Source organism: Herbaspirillum sp. WTB6, from assembly GCF_057457785.1.
In genome coordinates, this window is the sequence record NZ_CP176522.1 from 905545 (window position 1) to 923297 (window position 17753).

Annotated in this window: 17 protein-coding genes and 1 tRNA gene; 11 read left to right on the plus strand and 7 right to left on the minus strand. The window is 60.9% G+C overall.

Going from position 1 to position 17753, the window contains the following annotated elements:
• The 5 genes from tolA to ACK2VC_RS04180 all read left to right on the plus strand — a co-directional run bounded on the left by tolA (position 1) and on the right by ACK2VC_RS04180 (position 3690).
• Positions 1–945, plus strand: coding sequence for a cell envelope integrity protein TolA (tolA, locus tag ACK2VC_RS04160; RefSeq protein ID WP_486732335.1), 945 nt, complete (start codon positions 1–3; stop codon positions 943–945).
• A gap of 2 nt (positions 946–947) precedes the next feature.
• On the plus strand, positions 948–2231 hold the full coding sequence (tolB, locus tag ACK2VC_RS04165; RefSeq protein WP_486732336.1) for a Tol-Pal system beta propeller repeat protein TolB: 1284 nt from the start codon (positions 948–950) through the stop codon (positions 2229–2231).
• Positions 2232–2256: 25 nt separating this feature from the next.
• Positions 2257–2778: a peptidoglycan-associated lipoprotein Pal gene (gene pal / locus ACK2VC_RS04170; RefSeq protein WP_486732337.1), complete on the plus strand. Its 522-nt coding sequence runs from the start codon at positions 2257–2259 to the stop codon at positions 2776–2778.
• A 5-nt stretch (positions 2779–2783) separates the two neighbouring features.
• Complete coding sequence (gene ybgF / locus ACK2VC_RS04175; RefSeq protein WP_486732338.1) at positions 2784–3530, plus strand: tol-pal system protein YbgF; 747 nt, start codon at positions 2784–2786, stop codon at positions 3528–3530.
• A gap of 84 nt (positions 3531–3614) precedes the next feature.
• Positions 3615–3690 (plus strand) — tRNA-Lys (locus ACK2VC_RS04180).
• Between the two features lie 558 nt (positions 3691–4248).
• Here ACK2VC_RS04180 and ACK2VC_RS04185 read toward each other — a convergent pair.
• Positions 4249–5913, minus strand: a complete 1665-nt coding sequence (locus tag ACK2VC_RS04185) for a PKD domain-containing protein (RefSeq protein ID WP_486732339.1) — start codon at positions 5911–5913, stop codon at positions 4249–4251.
• A gap of 678 nt (positions 5914–6591) precedes the next feature.
• Here ACK2VC_RS04185 and ACK2VC_RS04190 point away from each other — a divergent pair.
• The gene (locus ACK2VC_RS04190; protein ID WP_486732340.1) at positions 6592–6855 is read left to right on the plus strand and encodes a hypothetical protein; all 264 of its coding nucleotides are present in this window, start codon (positions 6592–6594) and stop codon (positions 6853–6855) included.
• An 83-nt stretch (positions 6856–6938) separates the two neighbouring features.
• On the opposite strand, the gene ACK2VC_RS04195 is transcribed toward ACK2VC_RS04190, so the two are convergent.
• A complete protein-coding gene (locus ACK2VC_RS04195; protein ID WP_486732341.1) occupies positions 6939–7652 on the minus strand; it encodes a TetR/AcrR family transcriptional regulator in 714 nt (237 codons plus the stop codon).
• Positions 7653–7701: 49 nt separating this feature from the next.
• On the opposite strand from ACK2VC_RS04195, the gene ACK2VC_RS04200 reads away from it, so the two are divergent.
• The 3 genes from ACK2VC_RS04200 to ACK2VC_RS04210 are packed head-to-tail and all read left to right on the plus strand — an operon-like array spanning position 7702 to position 9819.
• Entirely contained in the window at positions 7702–7938 is a 237-nt protein-coding gene (locus ACK2VC_RS04200; protein WP_486732342.1) for a hypothetical protein, read from the plus strand.
• Positions 7935–8867: a lipase family alpha/beta hydrolase gene (locus ACK2VC_RS04205; RefSeq protein WP_486732343.1), complete on the plus strand. Its 933-nt coding sequence runs from the start codon at positions 7935–7937 to the stop codon at positions 8865–8867. The genes ACK2VC_RS04200 and ACK2VC_RS04205 overlap by 4 nt, the downstream gene beginning before the upstream one ends.
• Before the next feature lie 4 nt (positions 8868–8871).
• Complete coding sequence (locus ACK2VC_RS04210; RefSeq protein ID WP_486732344.1) at positions 8872–9819, plus strand: lipase secretion chaperone; 948 nt, start codon at positions 8872–8874, stop codon at positions 9817–9819.
• A 285-nt stretch (positions 9820–10104) separates the two neighbouring features.
• On the opposite strand, the gene ACK2VC_RS04215 is transcribed toward ACK2VC_RS04210, so the two are convergent.
• The 4 genes from ACK2VC_RS04215 to ACK2VC_RS04230 all read right to left on the minus strand — a co-directional run bounded on the left by ACK2VC_RS04215 (position 10105) and on the right by ACK2VC_RS04230 (position 14875).
• A complete protein-coding gene (locus tag ACK2VC_RS04215) occupies positions 10105–11196 on the minus strand; it encodes a BMP family ABC transporter substrate-binding protein (RefSeq protein WP_486732345.1) in 1092 nt (363 codons plus the stop codon).
• Between the two features lie 172 nt (positions 11197–11368).
• Positions 11369–12286 carry an ABC transporter permease gene (locus ACK2VC_RS04220; RefSeq protein ID WP_486733166.1) on the minus strand — a complete coding sequence of 306 codons (918 nt, stop codon included), beginning with the start codon at positions 12284–12286 and terminating at the stop codon, positions 11369–11371.
• The gene (locus tag ACK2VC_RS04225) at positions 12286–13347 is read right to left on the minus strand and encodes an ABC transporter permease (protein WP_486732346.1); all 1062 of its coding nucleotides are present in this window, start codon (positions 13345–13347) and stop codon (positions 12286–12288) included. The genes ACK2VC_RS04220 and ACK2VC_RS04225 overlap by 1 nt, the downstream gene beginning before the upstream one ends.
• The gene (locus ACK2VC_RS04230; protein ID WP_486732347.1) at positions 13340–14875 is read right to left on the minus strand and encodes an ABC transporter ATP-binding protein; all 1536 of its coding nucleotides are present in this window, start codon (positions 14873–14875) and stop codon (positions 13340–13342) included. Before ACK2VC_RS04230 ends, ACK2VC_RS04225 begins: the two co-directional genes overlap by 8 nt.
• 247 nt (positions 14876–15122) lie before the next feature.
• Here ACK2VC_RS04230 and puuE point away from each other — a divergent pair, with 247 nt between their 5' ends.
• Positions 15123–16082 (plus strand): allantoinase PuuE, encoded by a 960-nt coding sequence (puuE, locus tag ACK2VC_RS04235; protein WP_486732348.1) that lies wholly within the window; start codon positions 15123–15125, stop codon positions 16080–16082.
• A gap of 19 nt (positions 16083–16101) precedes the next feature.
• Here puuE and ACK2VC_RS04240 read toward each other — a convergent pair whose 3' ends face one another.
• The gene (locus tag ACK2VC_RS04240; protein WP_486732349.1) at positions 16102–16353 is read right to left on the minus strand and encodes a hypothetical protein; all 252 of its coding nucleotides are present in this window, start codon (positions 16351–16353) and stop codon (positions 16102–16104) included.
• A 252-nt stretch (positions 16354–16605) separates the two neighbouring features.
• Between ACK2VC_RS04240 and ACK2VC_RS04245 the strand changes: the two genes are divergently transcribed.
• A complete protein-coding gene (locus ACK2VC_RS04245; protein WP_486732350.1) occupies positions 16606–17664 on the plus strand; it encodes a porin in 1059 nt (352 codons plus the stop codon).
• The last annotated feature ends 89 nt before the right edge of the window (positions 17665–17753 follow it).

The window sequence follows — 17753 nt, forward strand, 5'->3', positions numbered from 1 at the left end:
ATGACGGACCCTGTCCCGTATTCGGTACCAAAAGAACCTGGCCGCTGGCGCGCGATTACCCTTGCGGTGATCGTGCATATCGCGTTGCTGGCGTTCCTGTGGATCGGCATTCGCTGGCAGAACGAAACGCCGCTGGGCGTCGAAGCTGAAATCTGGAGCCCGCAAAACCAGGAGGCGGCGCCGCGTCCCGAGCCGCAGGCGGTCGAGAAAAAACCGGAACCGCAACCAGAGCCGCAGCCGGCACCGAAGCCAGTGGTCCAGGAGATACCGAAACCGCCGGTCGCCGAGCCGGTGCGGGAAAACCCGCAGATCGTGCTGGAGCAGGAAAAGAAGCGCAAGGCGCAGGAAAAGCGTGAGCGCGAGGAACACGAGAAACAGGCGAAGCTGAAACAGCAGAAACTGGAACACGAACGCGAAGAAAAACAAAAACAGGCGGAAAAGGAACACCTCGAGAAGCAAAAAGCCGAAGCGCTGGCAAAGAAGGAAAAAGAAGCCGAACAAGCCAAAAAGCTGGCAGCGGAAAAACTGGCGGCTGAGAAAAAGCGCAAACAGGATGCGCAAGATGCGGCGGCGGCCGACCAACGCCGCGCCGAAGACATGAAACGCATGCTGGCCCAGGCCGGTACCGGTGGCACGGGCAACGCGCCAACTACCCAGGGCAGCCGTGCCGACAGCAGTTACACACAGAAAGTCGGCGCCCGCATCCGCTCGAACACAGTGTTCAATGTGCCGGAAGGCCTGGCAGGAAATCCGGCGGTCGAATTTGCAATCGAACTGTTGCCGGACGGCTCGATTCGCTCGCTAAACAAAGTCAAATCTTCCGGCGTGCCCGGTTTCGACGAAGCGGTGCAGCGCGCGATCGGCAAATCCGCGCCCTTCCCGCCCGACCAGAGCGGCCGGGTGCCGGCCGGATTCAATGTAGTTCACCACCCGAAGGATCAGTGACCATGATGAAACGCCTTTTCCTCCGTAGCTTCGGCGCGCTGTGCGCGATCATCGCATTCGGCGGCGCCTCAGTGGCGCAGGCCCAATTGCGGGTTGAAATTTCCGGCGTCGGCGCCAACCAGATTCCGATCGCGATCGCCGGCTTTGCCAACGAAACGGTCGCGCCGCAACAGATAACCGCGATCATCAAGGCTGACCTGGCCCGCAGCGGCTATTTCCGCATCATCGATACCGGCGACATCATGTCCGAAACCGCCCCGGTCAATTACAGCGACTGGAAGGCGCGCGGCGCCGACGCGCTGGTGATCGGCAGCGTGCAGCGGCTGGCCGATGGCCGTTTTGACGTCCGCTACAAGCTGCTCGACACCGTGAAATCGAGCCCGCTGTCGGCGCTGTCGCTGGCGGCGGCGCCACAGTTCCTGCGCGTCTCCGGCCACAAGATCGCCGACGACATCTACGAGAAATTGCTCGGCGTGCGCGGCGCCTTCGCCACCCGCATCGCCTACATCACCAAGGTCGGCCGCGACTATCAACTGGAAATCGCCGACTCCGACGGCGAAGGACGCCAGATCGCCTTGCGCTCGAATGAGCCGATCATCTCCCCAGCCTGGTCGCCGGATGGCGGCAAGGTCGCCTACGTTTCGTTCGAGGCAAAAAAACCAGTGGTCTACGTGCAGGACCTGGTAACCATGCGGCGCACCGTGGTAGCCAACTTCAAGGGCAGTAATTCGGCGCCGTCCTGGTCGCCGGACGGCTCGAAGCTGGCGGTGGCGCTGTCGCGCGATGGCCTGACCCAGGTCTACGTGGTGAACGCCGACGGCAGCAACCTGCGCCGGCTGTCGAACACCAACGGCATCGACACCGAACCGCAGTTCTCGGCCGACGGCCAGAGCATCTACTTCACCAGCGACCGCAGCGGCGGCCCGCAGATCTACCGCATGAGCGCAACCGGCGGCGAAGCGCGCCGGGTCACCTTCAACGGCAGCTACAACATCAGCCCGCGCATCTCGCCGGATGGCAAGACGCTGGCCTACATTTCGCGCCGCGACGGCAAGTTCCAGTTGTACGCAATGGACCTGGGCAATGGCCAGGAACTGCGGCTGTCGGACACCGCCAAGGATGAATCTCCCAGTTTTTCGCCGAATGGCAAATACCTGATGTATGCGACCGAGTCGGGGCGGCGTGGCTCCCTGGCCGTAGTTTCAGTTGACGGTCGCGTCAAACATCGCCTGACCATGCAGAACGGCGATATCCGCGAGCCCACCTGGGGCCCGTTCATGAAATAATCCCTTCAACCACAAGGAGAAATTAATGCGTTCCCTGAATATCCTGGCTGTAATTCTTTCCAGTGCCGTGCTGCTGTCGGCCTGCTCTTCCGTCAAGCTCGACGACAAGGCACCGATCGCGGAGAGCACGGGCTCAACCGGGTCTGCGGCCGATGCGCGCAGTGTCGGCACCGTCACCACCGGCTCGACCGATCCGCTGAACGACCCGAAAGGCGTGCTCGCCAAGCGCAGCATTTATTTCGACTACGACAGCTACACCGTCAAGGACGAGTTCAAGCCGGTAGTTGAAAATCACGCACGCTACCTGAACACCCACAAGGATCGCAAAATCCTGATCCAGGGCAATACCGATGAACGCGGCGGCGCCGAGTACAACCTGGCGCTGGGCCAGAAACGCGCCGAAGCCGTGCGCCGGGCGATGGGTCTCCTGGGTGTACCGGATTCGCAAATGGAAGCGGTTTCCTTCGGCAAGGAAAAGCCGAAAGCCCTGGGCAGCGACGAAGCCTCCTGGGCTGAAAACCGCCGTGCCGATATCGTGTATCAATAATTGCCATGAAGCCCCTGTTCAGAGCCACGCTGGCGGCACTCGTACTGAGTGCGGCATGGCACGCACCGCTCGCCCACGCCGGCCTGTTTGACGACGACGAGGCGCGCCGCGCGATCCTCGATATCCGCAACAAGATCGATGCCGTCCAGCGCGACCTGAACAACAAGGCCGACAAGTCGAGTGCACTTGGGCTGGCCGACCAAAACGACCAGGTCAGGCAGGAAATTGCCAAGCTGCGCGGCCAGGTCGAAGTGCTGACCAATGAACTTGCCAACACGCAGCAACGGCAAAAGGATTTCTACGTCGACCTTGACGCCCGCCTGCGCAAGCTGGAACCGCAGCAGGTCACGGTGGACGGCAAGGAAGTCAGCGTCGAACCAACCGAACAAAAATCCTACGACGCCGCGCTGGCCCAGTTCAAGGCCGGCGATTATCGCGGCGCCGGGACCGCATTCGCCGAGTTCATCCGGCGCTATCCGCAATCCGGCTTTCTGCCGTCTGCCCAATACTGGCTGGGAAATGCCTACTACGCGCAACGCGACTATCGGAACGCAATCAGTGCGCAACAGGTGGTCATAAAAAACTTCCCGGACAGTCCGAAGGCAGCCGACGCCATGCTGAATATCGCCAGTTGCTACACCGAACTGAAAGACAAGCCATCTGCCAAGAAGACGCTGGAGGCGCTGGTAGCGCAATATCCATCGACGCCGGCTGCCCAGACCGCGAAGGAACGCCTGGCTGCGTTGCGATAAAGAAAAATTCGAGTCGCCGGAGCAATAAAACCCTCCTCCATGTTTGACAGGTCAGCCATTATCTACTTATAATTGCGTTCTTTCGGGTCGTTAGCTCAGCTGGTAGAGCAGCGGACTTTTAATCCGTTGGTCGCAGGTTCGAATCCCGCACGGCCTACCACGAATACCAAGGGTCTAGATCACAAGTCTAGACCCTTTCGTGTTTCTGAAGTGGCAGAAACGTGGCGAAATCTTTCCCGTTGTCATCACTTCGAACGCGCTCGACCCTGGCTGCGGCAACGGTCAAATGCTCCGTTGCATATGGACATGGATAAACAGGGTGCCATGACGGAGCGCTCGATTTCGGCCAACGGCAAACGATCAGCCAGTCGATCAGGGCCTGCCACAGGCAAAACCTCGGTCGTTGTGTAAAGTTACCCCGGCAGCATCGAACCAAAAATTGACAACTCTGATTGGTGATTAAAATCCTGATCACTCAAATAAAAATGCTGTTCAGATTCAACTGAACAGCATTCCTGTAAAGCACTTCTGCACCAGAACTTCCTCTGATTTTAGCGTCGCATGTCGTCAAGTACGACAGAGGTTCAATCAGCACCGACCAGATCTCTGCTGACCATTTGCCCCAGTTAACCGCTGACCTGACTTCCAGAACCAGGCATCTCACTCACCTGGTTCATTGACGCTGAAGCAATCCCTTTGGCCTTTAAGCGAAAAGCCATCAGGGTGCGATCAATCCGACTTGCGCCATGAGCCCCGCTGCAGGACTGCCAGGAATAATGGTGGCCGCTAGTGCAGACACCCCATTCCAAACAAGGGAACCAGAAGCCACGGCAGCACCAACGGAAGGGGTTGTACCGGTTTGGTAAACCGCAATTTTCAGTAGGTCGGCGGGGCCTGGGGCGGCGCCATGGGCGCTCGTCGCGAATGAAACGTCGTAGGCAAAAGTACCACCCGGCAACGTCACCTTCGGAATCAGCATAGAAAGATCGAAGGTAACCTTGTAGGCAACTCCGCTAACGCAAGTAGTAGTGAAAACTGAATCCAGGTATCTTCCATCCGGACAGTTCGTGAGATCAGCGGACGGGCGAAATGGAATTTTGAAGGTCTGAGTGATCGTTGCAACCGCAGTACTGCCATCGCTGTCATTAGCGTACACCCTGAGGGTGATGGGCTGGTCAAATGTGGAGCCCGGAGTCGTTTGGCAGGTGGTTCCGGAACCCGTCTCGCAGGCCCAACTGCTCAGCACGATACTAATGTTGTCCAGCGTGTGCGGAGTGCCAGTCGCCAAGGCGATACGATCACCCAAGCTGTTGAGAAGACCCCCAGGAAGCGTGGAGTACGAGTCCTGCAGGCTAATCGCCACTTCGTTAAACGGAGCCGTCGGATACGGTGTGGGAAGTGCATCAAACCCCAGCACGATGGTTCTTGCTGTAATGCTCACCGTGGCTTGCGCGCTGCCGACCTTGCCGTCATTCACAATCAGGCTGGCCACGTAGACACCGTCCAGATCTGCATTGAATGTCGGTTTGGGTGACGTGCTGCTGGACAAAGTGGCCGCACTACCGGCCGGCTTACTGGTCAATGTCCATGCATACGTCAACGGGTCGTTGTTGGCATCTGAACTGCCGCTGCCATCCAGCGTGACAGTCGCACCAGTCGCCACCGACTGCGCACTGCCCGCATTGGCGATCGGTGCTGCATTGGCCGTTGCTGCCGTTATGCTCACCGTGGCAGGCGCACTGTCCACCTTGCCGTCATTCACAATCAGGCTGGCCACGTAGGCACCGTCCCGATCTGCAATGAAGGTCGGTTTGGATGACGTGCTGCTGGACAAAGTGGCCGCACTACCGGCCGGCTTGCTAGTCAATGTCCATGCATACGTCAACGGGTCGTTGTTGGCATCTGAACTGCCGCTGCCGTCCAGCGTGACAGTCGCGCCAGTCGCCACCGACTGCGCACTGCCCGCATTGGCAATCGGTGCAGCATTGGCCGTTGCTGCCGTTATGCTCACCGTGGCAGGCGCACTGTCCACCTTGCCGTCATTCACAATCAGGCTGGCCACGTAGGTACCATCCCGATCTGCATTGAATGTCGGTTTGGGTGAGGTGCTGTCGGACAAAGTGGCGCCACTACCGGCCGGCTTGCTGGTGAATGTCCATGCATACGTCAGGGGGTCGCGGTCGGCATCCGAACTACCGCTGCCGTCCAGAGTGACAGTCGTGCCGATCACCACCGACTGCGCACTGCCCGCATTGGCGCCCGGCACAGTATTTGTCGTCGCGGTCGTAACCGGGTCCAGTGAACCACCGTCACCACCACCGCATCCAGCAAGCATCAGGGCTGCACTCACGGCCAGAATTCGGCCCACAATCGTTAATTTCATGGAACTCTCCGGTGGCAGATATGTACCCGAGCGTACCGATAATATGATGCAGAAATATTGATCAAAATTAATGTTCTAGCATCAATTTATCGAGCAAGGCATGGTGCCTTTCGCATATGGCCGATGGTTTCTTGAAGCTCGATAAGCAATTCATTCCCTGCCGGTCGCCAGCACTTTCTGCACTCAATCACGCCAAGTCGCTATCGCCTGAAATTTTTGAGTGGTATGCCGTCAGCAACGCTCTCAATCGATCGGGCAATAATCGGCCTGATCCGATTGAGCCAATTCGCACTTGACTCTCCTCAGCCAAAACCAGCCTCCCGTTTTGGCTGTATTTCAATTCGTGAACGCCGATTTTTTTGCCCATCTGCAATTTGCCTGGGCAACCACACACGATTTCCATCACGCATCAATAGCCGGATTTTATTGACGACAGTCAGTCATCGATAATCTCCTGACACTTATCCGATGGCCGCGCGTCAGCTTGTTTTGCACGTATTTCCATGCCCTTTCGGAGATATCCCGTGAAAAGATTTTTTTACGGATGGCAATCAGCACCCTGTTCTGCGCCGCGCCTTATACTCAACCGGCAGCACCGGCCGCTCCTGCCACCAACAATGCCGCACCGCATCCATCACCGCCACTCGCAAGAATGGGACATCTCATTCCGGCACGACCATGAAAGGTGCTTGCCGGGGCCACGGTGGTGTCGACAAAAAAGCTCCGGCCGAAGAAACTGCTCCCACTGCTGCGAAGAGCGGCGCCAATACAGCGATGGCACAAGCTGCCGGCGGCGGCGCGGGCAAGGTCTGGGTCAACGATGCGAGCAAGGTGTATCACTGCGAAGGCGATAAATATTGCGGCAGGACAAAACAGGGTGAATACATGGGCGAAGCCGATGCCAAGGGTTTTCATCCCGATCGTGGAAAAGCGTGCAAATAACAAGGGTGCCAAACCTGATTGACGCAATTAAAACGGCCTGCAGTGATGCAGGCCGTTTTGATTGGTACCTGGAAAGCGCGACGTCACTCCGGCAGCGCTACGCCTTGCCGATTGATGCGACAGCGAACCAATTGCACCACGCTATCCGCAAACGCATCAGCGCCAATATCGGCCGCACCGAACTTCCAGCGCTTCAGATGCCAGTCCTGGGCCAGCGACATGCAATGTGCTGCCAGCAAAAAGGCCTCACCTTCGGAAAATCCGGCGCTAGCGGCAATGAGGCGCGCCAGATGCGATTGCATGTGCAATTCCGACGCCTTGGCCATCTCGCGCTGGGCCGGCTGCAGGGTGCGCGACTCCAGGAACACGAAATACAGCCAGGGCTGGAAAATTTCAGACAGGTAAATGTATGCGCGCAGTATCGATTCGATCTGATCATGTGGCGGCGCCACGTGCTTGAACCATTCCGGCAGCATCTCGGTGACGTGGTTGACCATGTCTTCGATCATGGCCGCCAGTTGATCCTTGTTTTCGATATAGCCGTAGAGGCCGCCCATCGACAAGCCGGTTTCCCGGCACAGGTCGCGCAAGGTCATGGCCTGGAAGCCGACCGTGTTGGCGAGGCGGAAGGTGGCGGAAAAGATTTTTTCCAAGTTTTCGAGCGCGGTATCGTGCCGCTTGACGCTGATCCGGGCGCTGTTTCGTTGCAGCAGGAATTCCCAGATGTTGCTCTCGTCAATCGGCGTGACTTCCCGGAATTGCGACAGGGTAAAGCTGACCGGGAGAGTCTCCATCATCTTTAATCACGGCATGATTTAGGTAAGCCAAAACTATAGCATGCAGGGCATGACCATCCTGGCTGGCGTATCCAGCCATGGCGGCAACACCCATGTTGCAACGCATCTTGCATTTTTCGAAAGACTACTTCAGTATCCACATACCGAGCGCTCGCTCGGTATTTTCAAGATGGCTTACCCAGCCCGCCAACAGCAGACCGGCCACCCTCCCGGCACGAAGCACGCGGTTTCGACCAGAACGCGCACGGGTAGTACACCAAAAAAACATTCAAGGAGACAGACATGACGAGCAAACTCTGGAAGTGCGCGCTGGCGATGCTGGCCGCATTCGCGCTGATGCCAGCGCAATCGACTGCTGCCGGCTACACGCAAACCAAATACCCGATCGTGCTGGTGCACGGGCTGTTCGGATTCGACAACATCGGGTTGGTCGAATACTGGTACGGCATTCCGTCCGCGCTACGCGCCGATGGCGCCAAGGTACACGTGACACAGGTATCGGCCGCCAACAGCACCGAAGTGCGCGGCGAGCAATTGCTGACGCAAGTCAAGCAGATCCTGGCGGCCACCGGTGCCGCCAAGGTGAATCTGATCGGCCACAGCCACGGCGGTCCCACGATTCGCTATGTGGCGTCGGTGCGGCCGGACTTGGTGGCATCTGTGACCAGCGTCGGTGGCGTCCACAAGGGTTCGGCCGTGGCCGATCTGCTACTCGGCGTAGCGCCACCCGGCTCGCTGTCGAACGCGGTGGTGGTATCGGTCACCAACGGCCTGGCGTCGATCATCAGCTTCCTGTCGGGCAAGCCGACGCTGCCGCAGAACTCGCTTGCCGCCGCCAAATCGCTCTCCACCGCCGGCTCGCTCAAATTCAATGCCGCCCACCCGTCCGGCGTCCCCACCAGTGCCTGCGGCGAGGGCGCCTATCAGGTACGCGGCGTCTCCTATTTCTCCTGGAGCGGCGCCAAGCCCTACACCAACGTGCTGGACGTCCTGGACCCGGCGCTGGCTTTGACCTCGCTCGCGTTCGCCGGCGCCAAGAACGACGGCCTGGTTTCCAGTTGCTCCACCCATCTGGGAAAAGTGATTCGCGACGACTATGCGATGAATCACATGGATGAGGTGAATCAAACCATCGGTCTGGTGAATTTGTTTGAAACCAATCCGGTCACGCTGTATCGCCAGCACGCCAATCGCCTGAAGAACATGGGCCTGTAAAGCCATGGCGGTGACCGTCAAAAGCGTCGCGCTTTGGGGTGCGGCGGCGGCCCTCGCCGTACTGGCGACGGTCATCGGTTTCAACTGGCAGGCGGAAACGCCGGTGGCAATCGCGCCAACGCAACAAGAGCTGTTTCCGTTCGTGCGTTCGCTGCAAGGCACGTATCCCGATGGCGACCTGAAAACCGACGCCGCCGATGCGCTGGTGGTGGATGCCGAGCTGCGGCGCCTGTTCGACTACTACCTGAGCGCGATCGGCGAAAAGCCGCTCGACGAAATCCGCGCCGAAATCGAACGCGAACTGGAGCGACGCCTGAAGCCGCTTGCCGCCAACGAGGCCAAGCACCTGCTGGGGCGTTACCTGGACTACAAACGGGCGCTGGTCGAGGTGGAAAAAAATCCGCAGGTGGCAGGCAGCGGGTTGCAGGCGATCCGCAACCGCCTTGCGGCGATGCAGCAGGCGCGCAGCCAGTTCTTCAACGCCGCCGAAAACGAGGCGATGTTCGGCATCGACGACGCCTACGACATGGATGCGCTGGCGCGCCTGGAAATCAGCCAGGATGCCAGCCTCAGCGAACAGCAAAAGCAGGAAAAACTGGCGGCGCTGGACGCCGCACTGCCCGCCGCCGTGCGCGAGGCCAAGGAAGCGCCGCTGCAGGTCGTTCGGCTGGAACAGGCAGCGCACAAGATGCGTGCCGAAGGCGCCAGCGATGACGACGTCTACCGCATGCGGGCCGCGGCATTGTCGCCGGAAGCGGCGGCGCGGATGGCGGAAGTGGATCAAGACCAGGCGGCCTGGCAAAACCGCATCGCCGCCTATCTGACGGAACGCAACCAAGTGCTGCAGTCGAACCGCAACCTGCCGCCGGCCGACCAGCAGGCGCTAGTGCAGCAATTGCGCGCGGCGCGCTTTTCCGCTGATGAGCAAATACGGCTGCCGGCCTACGAATGATGCCAGCGCAGCAGACTGAAGAATTCCCCTCCTCCGCTTTGCTCGCCCACCACTCCGCCCGGGCTTTCCATCGACGCCATCCCAAAACTCAATGAGTATATTGAAAAATACGCCATTTAACGAGCGGAATTGACTTGCATCTGAAGGAGTATATAGGAAGACCATAGCCCTGCGATAAGCACGATCCGCTCCGGGCCGGTTCGGCCCGGAGCGGATCAGACTGCCGGTGGATGCCAGCCGCCCGGCATCGTCGGGCAGAGCGGCCGCCAACCCACCACCGGCGAATTACTTGCTCGGTAGCTTGCCGGCCACGCCTTCGACGTAGTAATTCATCTTGTTCAAGGCGTCATCGGTCAGCACGCCGCTGGCCAGGCGCACCTTGCCTTCGTTGTCCTTGATCGGCGCGGCAAACGGCTGCAGCTTGCCGCCGACCAGTTCCGCCTGCTTGGCCAGCACCAGTTGCTTGACGTCGGCCGGAACTGCCGGGCCGTAGCCTTCCAGCGCCGCCATGCCGTCCTTGATGCCGCCCCAGGTGCTATCGGATTTCCACTTGCCGTCCAGCACGTCCTGCGCTTCCTTGGTGAAATACTTGCCCCAGTGGTGGGTCACGGCGGCCAATTGCGCTTTCGGGCCGAATTTCTTCATGTCGGAGTGGTAGGCGATCGCGTATTTGCCCTTCTCTTCCGCTACCTGCACCACCGCGGTCGAATCGGTATGGTGGGTGACGATATCGGCGCCCTGGCCGATCAGCGCCAGCGCGGCATCGCGCTCCTTGCCCGGATCGAACCAGCTATTGACCCAGATCACCTTGGTTTCCGCCTTCGGATTGACGCTTTGCATGCCGCGCGTGAACGCGTTAATGCCCATCACCACTTCCGGGATCGGGAAGGCGCCGACGTAGCCGACCACGTTCGACTTGGTCGTCTTGCCGGCCAACACCCCGGCCAGATAGCGCGCCTCATAGAAGCGCGAGTTGGTGGTGGCGACGTTGGGCGCGGTCTTGTAGCCGGTCGAGTGGACGAACTTGACGTCGGGGAATTGCTTGGCCACCTTCAGCGTCGGATTCATGTAGCCGAACGAAGTCGTGAAGATCAGCTTGTTACCCTGTTGCGCGAGGTCGCGGATCACGCGCTCGGCATCCGCGCCTTCCGGCACGTCTTCGACGATGGTGGATTTCACCTTGTTGCCCAGCGCCTGCTCCATTTCCTTGCGGCCGGTGTCCTGCTGCCAGGTCCAGCCGGCTTCGCCGATCGGGCTGACATAGACGAATCCGATTTTCAGCGGCGCCGGGTCGGCCGCAGCCGCGCTCGGAGACAGCGCGACAGCAGGCAGCATCGCCATCGCGCACAACGCACCGCGCATCAACTTTTTAGACATGGTTTTTCCTCTTGTATGACTCCCACTTGCCAACGAAATGGACCGCACCGTGCGCCGAGCGGGGAAATACGGCGCACCGCGGGCACCGGTTTCAAACCGGTTCCACAGCCCAGTTCCAGATACGACAACTTGCTGCAAACCGCTCCGTGTCGGGCTAGTGTGCAACACCACACTAGACGTTCGGGTTGAAATTCTTGCCCAGCGAAGCCGGCATGTTAAGCCGGATCCAGTTGGCGTTGCGCGAGATCAGCACCAGCACCAGGATCGTCGCCAGATAAGGCAGCATCGACAGCAACTGTGAGGCGATCGGCACACCCAGCGCCTGCATATGATAGGTAAGAATCGTGATGCCGCCAAACAGGTAGGCGCCGACCAGCACCCGGGCCGGCCGCCAGGTGGCGAAGGTGGTCAGCGCCAGCGCGATCCAGCCGCGCCCGGCCACCATGCCTTCCACCCACATCGGCGTGTAGACCAGCGACATGAAGGCGCCGGCCAGGCCGCAGCAGGCGCCGCCGAACAACAGCGCCGCCAGCCGGATGCGGCGCACGTCATAGCCCAGCGCATGTGCCGACGATGGCGATTCGCCGACCGCGCGCAGCACCAGCCCGGCACGGCTGCTGCGCAGGAACCAGGCCAGCGCCACGCACAAGAGCAGCGACAGATAGACCATCGGATGCTGACGGAACAGCATAGCGCCCAGAAACGGAATGTCCTCCAGCAGCGGGATGCCGAACTTGCTGTTATGCAGGCTGTTGCCGACATAATCGATACCGATATACGCCGAGGCGCCGGCACCGAACAGCGACAGCGCCAGGCCCGAGGCGATCTGGTTGGTGCCAAGCCAGACCGTCATCCAGGCGAAGAAGCCGGCCAGCAGCGCGCCGGCAGCGGCGCCGGCGATGAAGCCGAGCGTCACGCTGCCGCTGGTAACGGTGATGGCGAAACCGATCACCGCCGCCATCAACATCATGCCTTCGGCGCCGAGATTGACCACGCCGGTCTTCTCGTTGATCAGGAGGCCGAGCGCGGCCAGCATCAGCGGCGTCCCGGCATTGATGGATGCCGCGATCAAGGGGGCCAGCGCATCCATCATTTCCTCCAGATCAGCTTGTAGTGGATCAGCACGTCGCACGCCAACAGCGAAAACAGCAGGATGCCCTGGAACACGCCGGTGATCGCGTTCGGCATGCCCAGGCGCGATTGCGACAGCTCGCCGCCGATGTAGAACAGTGCCATGACGAAGCTGGAAAACACGACACCAACCGGATGCAGGCGACCGACGAAGGCGACGATGATGGCGGCAAAGCCATAGCCGGGCGAGACCGACGGCGTCAACTGGCCGATCGGCCCCAGCACTTCGCAGGCACCGGCCAACCCGGCCAGCGCGCCCGAGACGGTGAGCGCGATCCACAGCGAGCCGCGCGCCGAAAAACCGGCGTAGCAGGCGGCGCGCGGCGCCATGCCGCCGACCTGCAGCTTGAAGCCGGAAAAGCTGCGCGACAGATAGAGCCAGCCCAACAGCGCCGCCGCCAGCGCCAGCACGATGCCGAGATGCAGCCGGGTGCCGGGCAGCACGATCGGCAGCAGAAAGCCGTCGGAAAACAGCTTCGACTGCGGAAAGCTGAAGCCTTCCGGATCCATCAGCACGCCGTGCACCAGGTAACTCAGCAGCAGTTGCGCCACATAGACCAACATCAGCGACACCAGGATTTCATTGGCGTTGAAGCGGTCGCGCAGCCAGGCGACGATAGCCGCCCACAGCATGCCGCCGGCCATGCCGGCGACCAGCGCCAGCGTGATCAACCAGAAGCCGCCATTGGTGTCGTCGTCAAAGACCAGCACGGTGGCGCCGGCGCAAATCGCGCCCAGCACGAACTGGCCTTCGGCGCCAATATTGAAGATATTGGCGCGAAAGCAGATCGCCAGGCCGACCGCAATCAGCAGTAGCGGCGCCACCTTGATGCCGACTTCCGACCAGCCGCGCAAATCCTTGATCGGTTCGATGAAGAACACCGCTAGGCTGGCCAGCGGGTCCTTGCCGACCGCGGCGAACAGGATCGCGCCGCATATGGCGGTCAGCGCCACCGCCAGCAGCGGCGAGCTCCATGACATCCAGGCCGACGGCGCGGCGCGCGGCTCGAGCTTAAACATGCGCCGCTTCCTGCCGCTGCGGCGCGCTGCCGCCCTCCCACAGGCCGCTCATCCAGCGCCCGATCAAGTCCAGGCTGGCCTCGGCGGTCTTGATCGAGGGCGACATGCGGCCCTTGGCGATCACCACCAGCCGGTCCGAAATCTCGAACAATTCATCCAGCTCCTCGGAAATCACCAGCAGCGCACAACCGGCATCGCGCAACGCCACCAGTTCGGCGCGGATCTGCGCCGCGGCGCCGACGTCGACGCCCCAGGTTGGCTGCGCCACCAGCAAGACTTTCGGATGGCGCAGCACTTCGCGGCCGACGATGTATTTCTGCAGGTTGCCGCCGGACAGGCTACCGGCCGTCGCCTGCGGGCCACCGGCCTTGACGTTGAAACGGGAAATGATGGTGGCGGCGATTTCGCCGATGGCCTGAAGGCGCACCATTCCATGACGCACGGTCTGCCCGGTCTGGTGCGACAGCAGGATGTTCTGCGCCAGACTCAAGTCCGGCACGGCGCCGCGCCCGAGGCGCTCCTCCGGCACGAAACCGAGGCCGCGCGCGCGCCGCGATGCCGCATTCTGGCACCCAACCGCGACGCCTTCCAGCAGGATGGCGTTGGCTGCGGCGCGCGGGTCTTCGCCCGACAGCGCCGCCAGCAATTCCTGCTGACCGTTGCCGGACACGCCGGCCACGCCGAGGATTTCCCCGGCATGCAGATCGAATTCGATGTCGCGCAGCTCGGTCGCAAACGGATGGCTTTTGGACAGCGTCAGTTTTTGCACCGACAGCATCTTCGCGCCCGGCTGACGCAACTCATGGCGGATTGCGGGCGGCTCGGCGCCGATCATCAGGCGCGACAGGCTGGCCTCGCTCTCCGCGCCCGGATCGCACACACCGGTGACACGGCCGGCGCGCATCACGGTGCAGGTATGGCATAACGCGCGGATTTCATCCAGCTTGTGGCTGATGTACAGGATGCTGCAGCCTTCGTCCGCCAGCCGGCGCAGCGTTTCAAACAGTTTTTCCACCGCCTGCGGCGTCAGCACCGAAGTCGGCTCGTCCAGGATCAGCAACTGGGGCTTGGCCAAGAGCGCGCGCACGATCTCGACGCGCTGGCATTCACCGACCGACAGCGTGTGCACGTGGCGCTGCGGCTCCAGTTCCAGCCCGTACTGGCGCGCGGTGTCGGCGATGCGCCGCTCCAGTTCGTCCAGTTTGGTGTTGGAGGGCAGGCCGAGCGCGATGTTTTCCGCCACGGTCAGCGTGTCGAACAGCGAGAAGTGCTGGAACACCATGGCGATGCCGAGCTGGCGCGCGGCGGCCGGGTTGGCGATGCTGATTTCCTGGCCATTCCACAGCACGCGGCCGGCATCCGGTTTCACGGCGCCGTAAATGATCTTCATCAGCGTCGATTTGCCGGCGCCGTTCTCGCCCAGGATCGCGTGGATTTCTCCCGGCCGCACGCTCAGGTCGACGCCGTCGTTGGCGACAACCGCAGGATATTTCTTGGTGATTTTTTGCAGCGCCAGGCGAAGGGTCATGTCTCGTTATATTTATTGTGAAATGCTTCTGGAACGAACTTACCGTAAATCGGCGCCGCGCTATATATCCGTTTGGGAATGCGGAGTATAAAACAGCGGATATGCAAAAGAAACCGCGGATATATCCCCACCGCCAGCATGCTTATCAAATGGGACATATGCCGCAGCGCAAGTTGGCGCGTACCATGGCGCACGCACGCCTTGAATCGCGGCAAGCACGACTTCTTCCTTCCGGCAGAGATACCCGATGAACGACAGCTACTCCAATTATCCGCGCGATCTGGTCGGCTACGGCCGCACCCCGCCCCACCCGCGCTGGCCGAACGGCGCCCGCATCGCGCTGCAGTTCGTGCTGAATTACGAGGAAGGCAGCGAAAACTGCGTGCTGCATGGCGACCCGGCATCCGAAACCTTCCTCTCCGAGATCATCGGCGCGCAAGCCTTTCCAATGCGGCACATGAGCATGGAGACACTGTACGAATACGGTTCGCGCGCCGGCCTGTGGCGGTTGCTGCGCCTGTTCGAAGAACGCCGCCTGCCGCTGACCGTCTTTGGCGTCTCGATGGCACTGAAACGCAACCCGGAAGCAGTTGCTGCCTTCCTGGAACTGGGCCATGAAATCGCCTGCCACGGGCTGCGCTGGATCAGCTACCAGCAGGTCGACGAGGCGACCGAGCGTGCCCACATCGCCGAAGCGGTGCAGATCATCCGCGAACTGACCGGAAGCAGCCCGCTCGGCTGGTACACCGGGCGTGATTCACCCAACACGCGGCGGCTGGTGGTCGAGCATGGCGGCTTTTGCTATGACGCCGACTCCTACTCGGACGACCTGCCGTATTGGGAGCAGGTGCCGATCGTCACGGCCGACGGCCAGGAAACGGTACGTCCGCAACTGGTGGTGCCGTATACGCTGGATACCAACGACATGCGCTTTGCGGCGGCACAAGGCTTCAATTCGGGAACCCAGTTCTTCGATTACCTGAGGGACGCCTTCGACGTACTGTACCGGGAAGGCGATCCGGCTGGACTGAACGCGCCGAAGATGCTGTCGATCGGCCTGCATTGCCGCATCGCCGGCCGGCCAGCCCGGGCCGCAGCGCTGGCGCGCTTTCTTGACTACGTACAGGCGCACGAGCGGGTGTGGATCACGCGCCGCATCGACATCGCCAACCACTGGCACGCGACCCATCCGTTCGTGGCCGCCTGAGCGCGTCTTATCTGTCGCCTTATTTTTTGACCAACTGCTTTTCGAACGCCAGGTCGGCCTTGGTGGCGCGCCGCGGCGTTTGCGGGCCGAAGGCATCGACAAAGCGCACGAACTCGTCCAGCGGCAACGACTCGCCGATGCGCACCATGCCGCCCTCGCCCCTTTGCACCAGATGGAACAGGCCATCGGCGCTGCGCACCATTGAATAGCGGCTATCGCCGCTGCGCCGCTTGAGACGCTCCAGCGCGGCGCTGGCCCGGGTCGATCGCATCAACTGCCTCCAAAAGCATGGATCATAGCGCCGAAGCGCAAAAAGAGCTTTGCCACATACGCATCCAGTCGCACAATCATGCCTTGCGGAAATGAAAAATTCTATGGCTTATATTTCCAACAATATATCCCGTATACATGGTCGGAATGGTTGACCGCGGCCCCTTGCCGCATGATTCACGGAAACCATTCCATGCGCCAATTTCAGAGCCGGGATTCCGGCCCATAACAACCTGCCTGTAGAGGAGATGTCATGCATCAAGCTCGTCCCCGAGTCAAACAACTGCTGCTCGCCGCCGCGCTGGCTGGCGCTTTTGCCGCCCCGGCCTTTGCCCAAACCAATGTAACCGTCCTCGGCACCGTGGATGCCTTTGCCGGCTCGATCCGCATGGCAGGCGATGCCAACAGCACGGCGGTCGTCAACAGCGGCGGGATGACGACGTCGTGGTTCGGTTTCAATGGATCGGAAGACTTGGGCGGCGGCTTGAAAGCGAACTTCGCGCTGACCAGCTTTTTCCAGGCGGACACCGGCGCCCAGGGCCGTTTCTTCGGCGACACGCTGTTCTCGCGCGACGCCAACATCGGACTCTCCGGCAATTTCGGTACGGTCACGCTGGGACGCGGCCTGGCGCCGAACTTCCTGCCGTCAATCCTGTTCAATCCGTTCGGCGATTCGTTCACCTTCGCGCCGCTGATCCTGCATATGGACGTGCCGCTGATGTTCCGCCCGGGCAATACCTCCGGCTGGGGCAGTACGATCGCCGCCGATACCGGCTGGAGCAATGAAGTCATCTATACCACGCCGAATTTCAGCGGCCTGACCGCCAACCTGCACTATCAATTTGGCGAACAGGCCGGCGCCACCGGCAAGAACAATGTCGGCGGCAACCTGCTGTATTTCAACGGCCCGTTGTCGCTGACCGCATTCTACGAGAATGCGCAACTGTCGAACCCGCAGCCGGCGCTGCTGCCGAACCGTTCCAAGACGTGGTTCCTGGGCGGCGGCTATGACTTCAACGTCGTCAAGCTGTTTGCCACTTACCAAAAGACTGCGATCGACACGGTCAGCCAGGACTACAAGACCTGGTCGCTCGGTGCCAGCGCACCGGTCGGGGCCGGCAAGATCCTCACCGCCTGGGCGCAAACCAAAAGCAATATCCCTGGCGCCAGCGCGACCCGCAATACCGCTTCCCTCGGTTACGACTACGGCCTGTCCAAGCGCACCGATCTGTATGCGGTCTACATGAACGACCGCATCACGGACATGTCGAGCGGCAACAGCTTCGGCGTCGGTATCCGCCACAAGTTCTAAGCGGCGGCAATTGCCTGCGAACGGCGCCTGCGGGCGCCGTTTTTCATGCGTGCCCGCACCTTGGCGGGCGCCGGCGCACATTGCCGCCG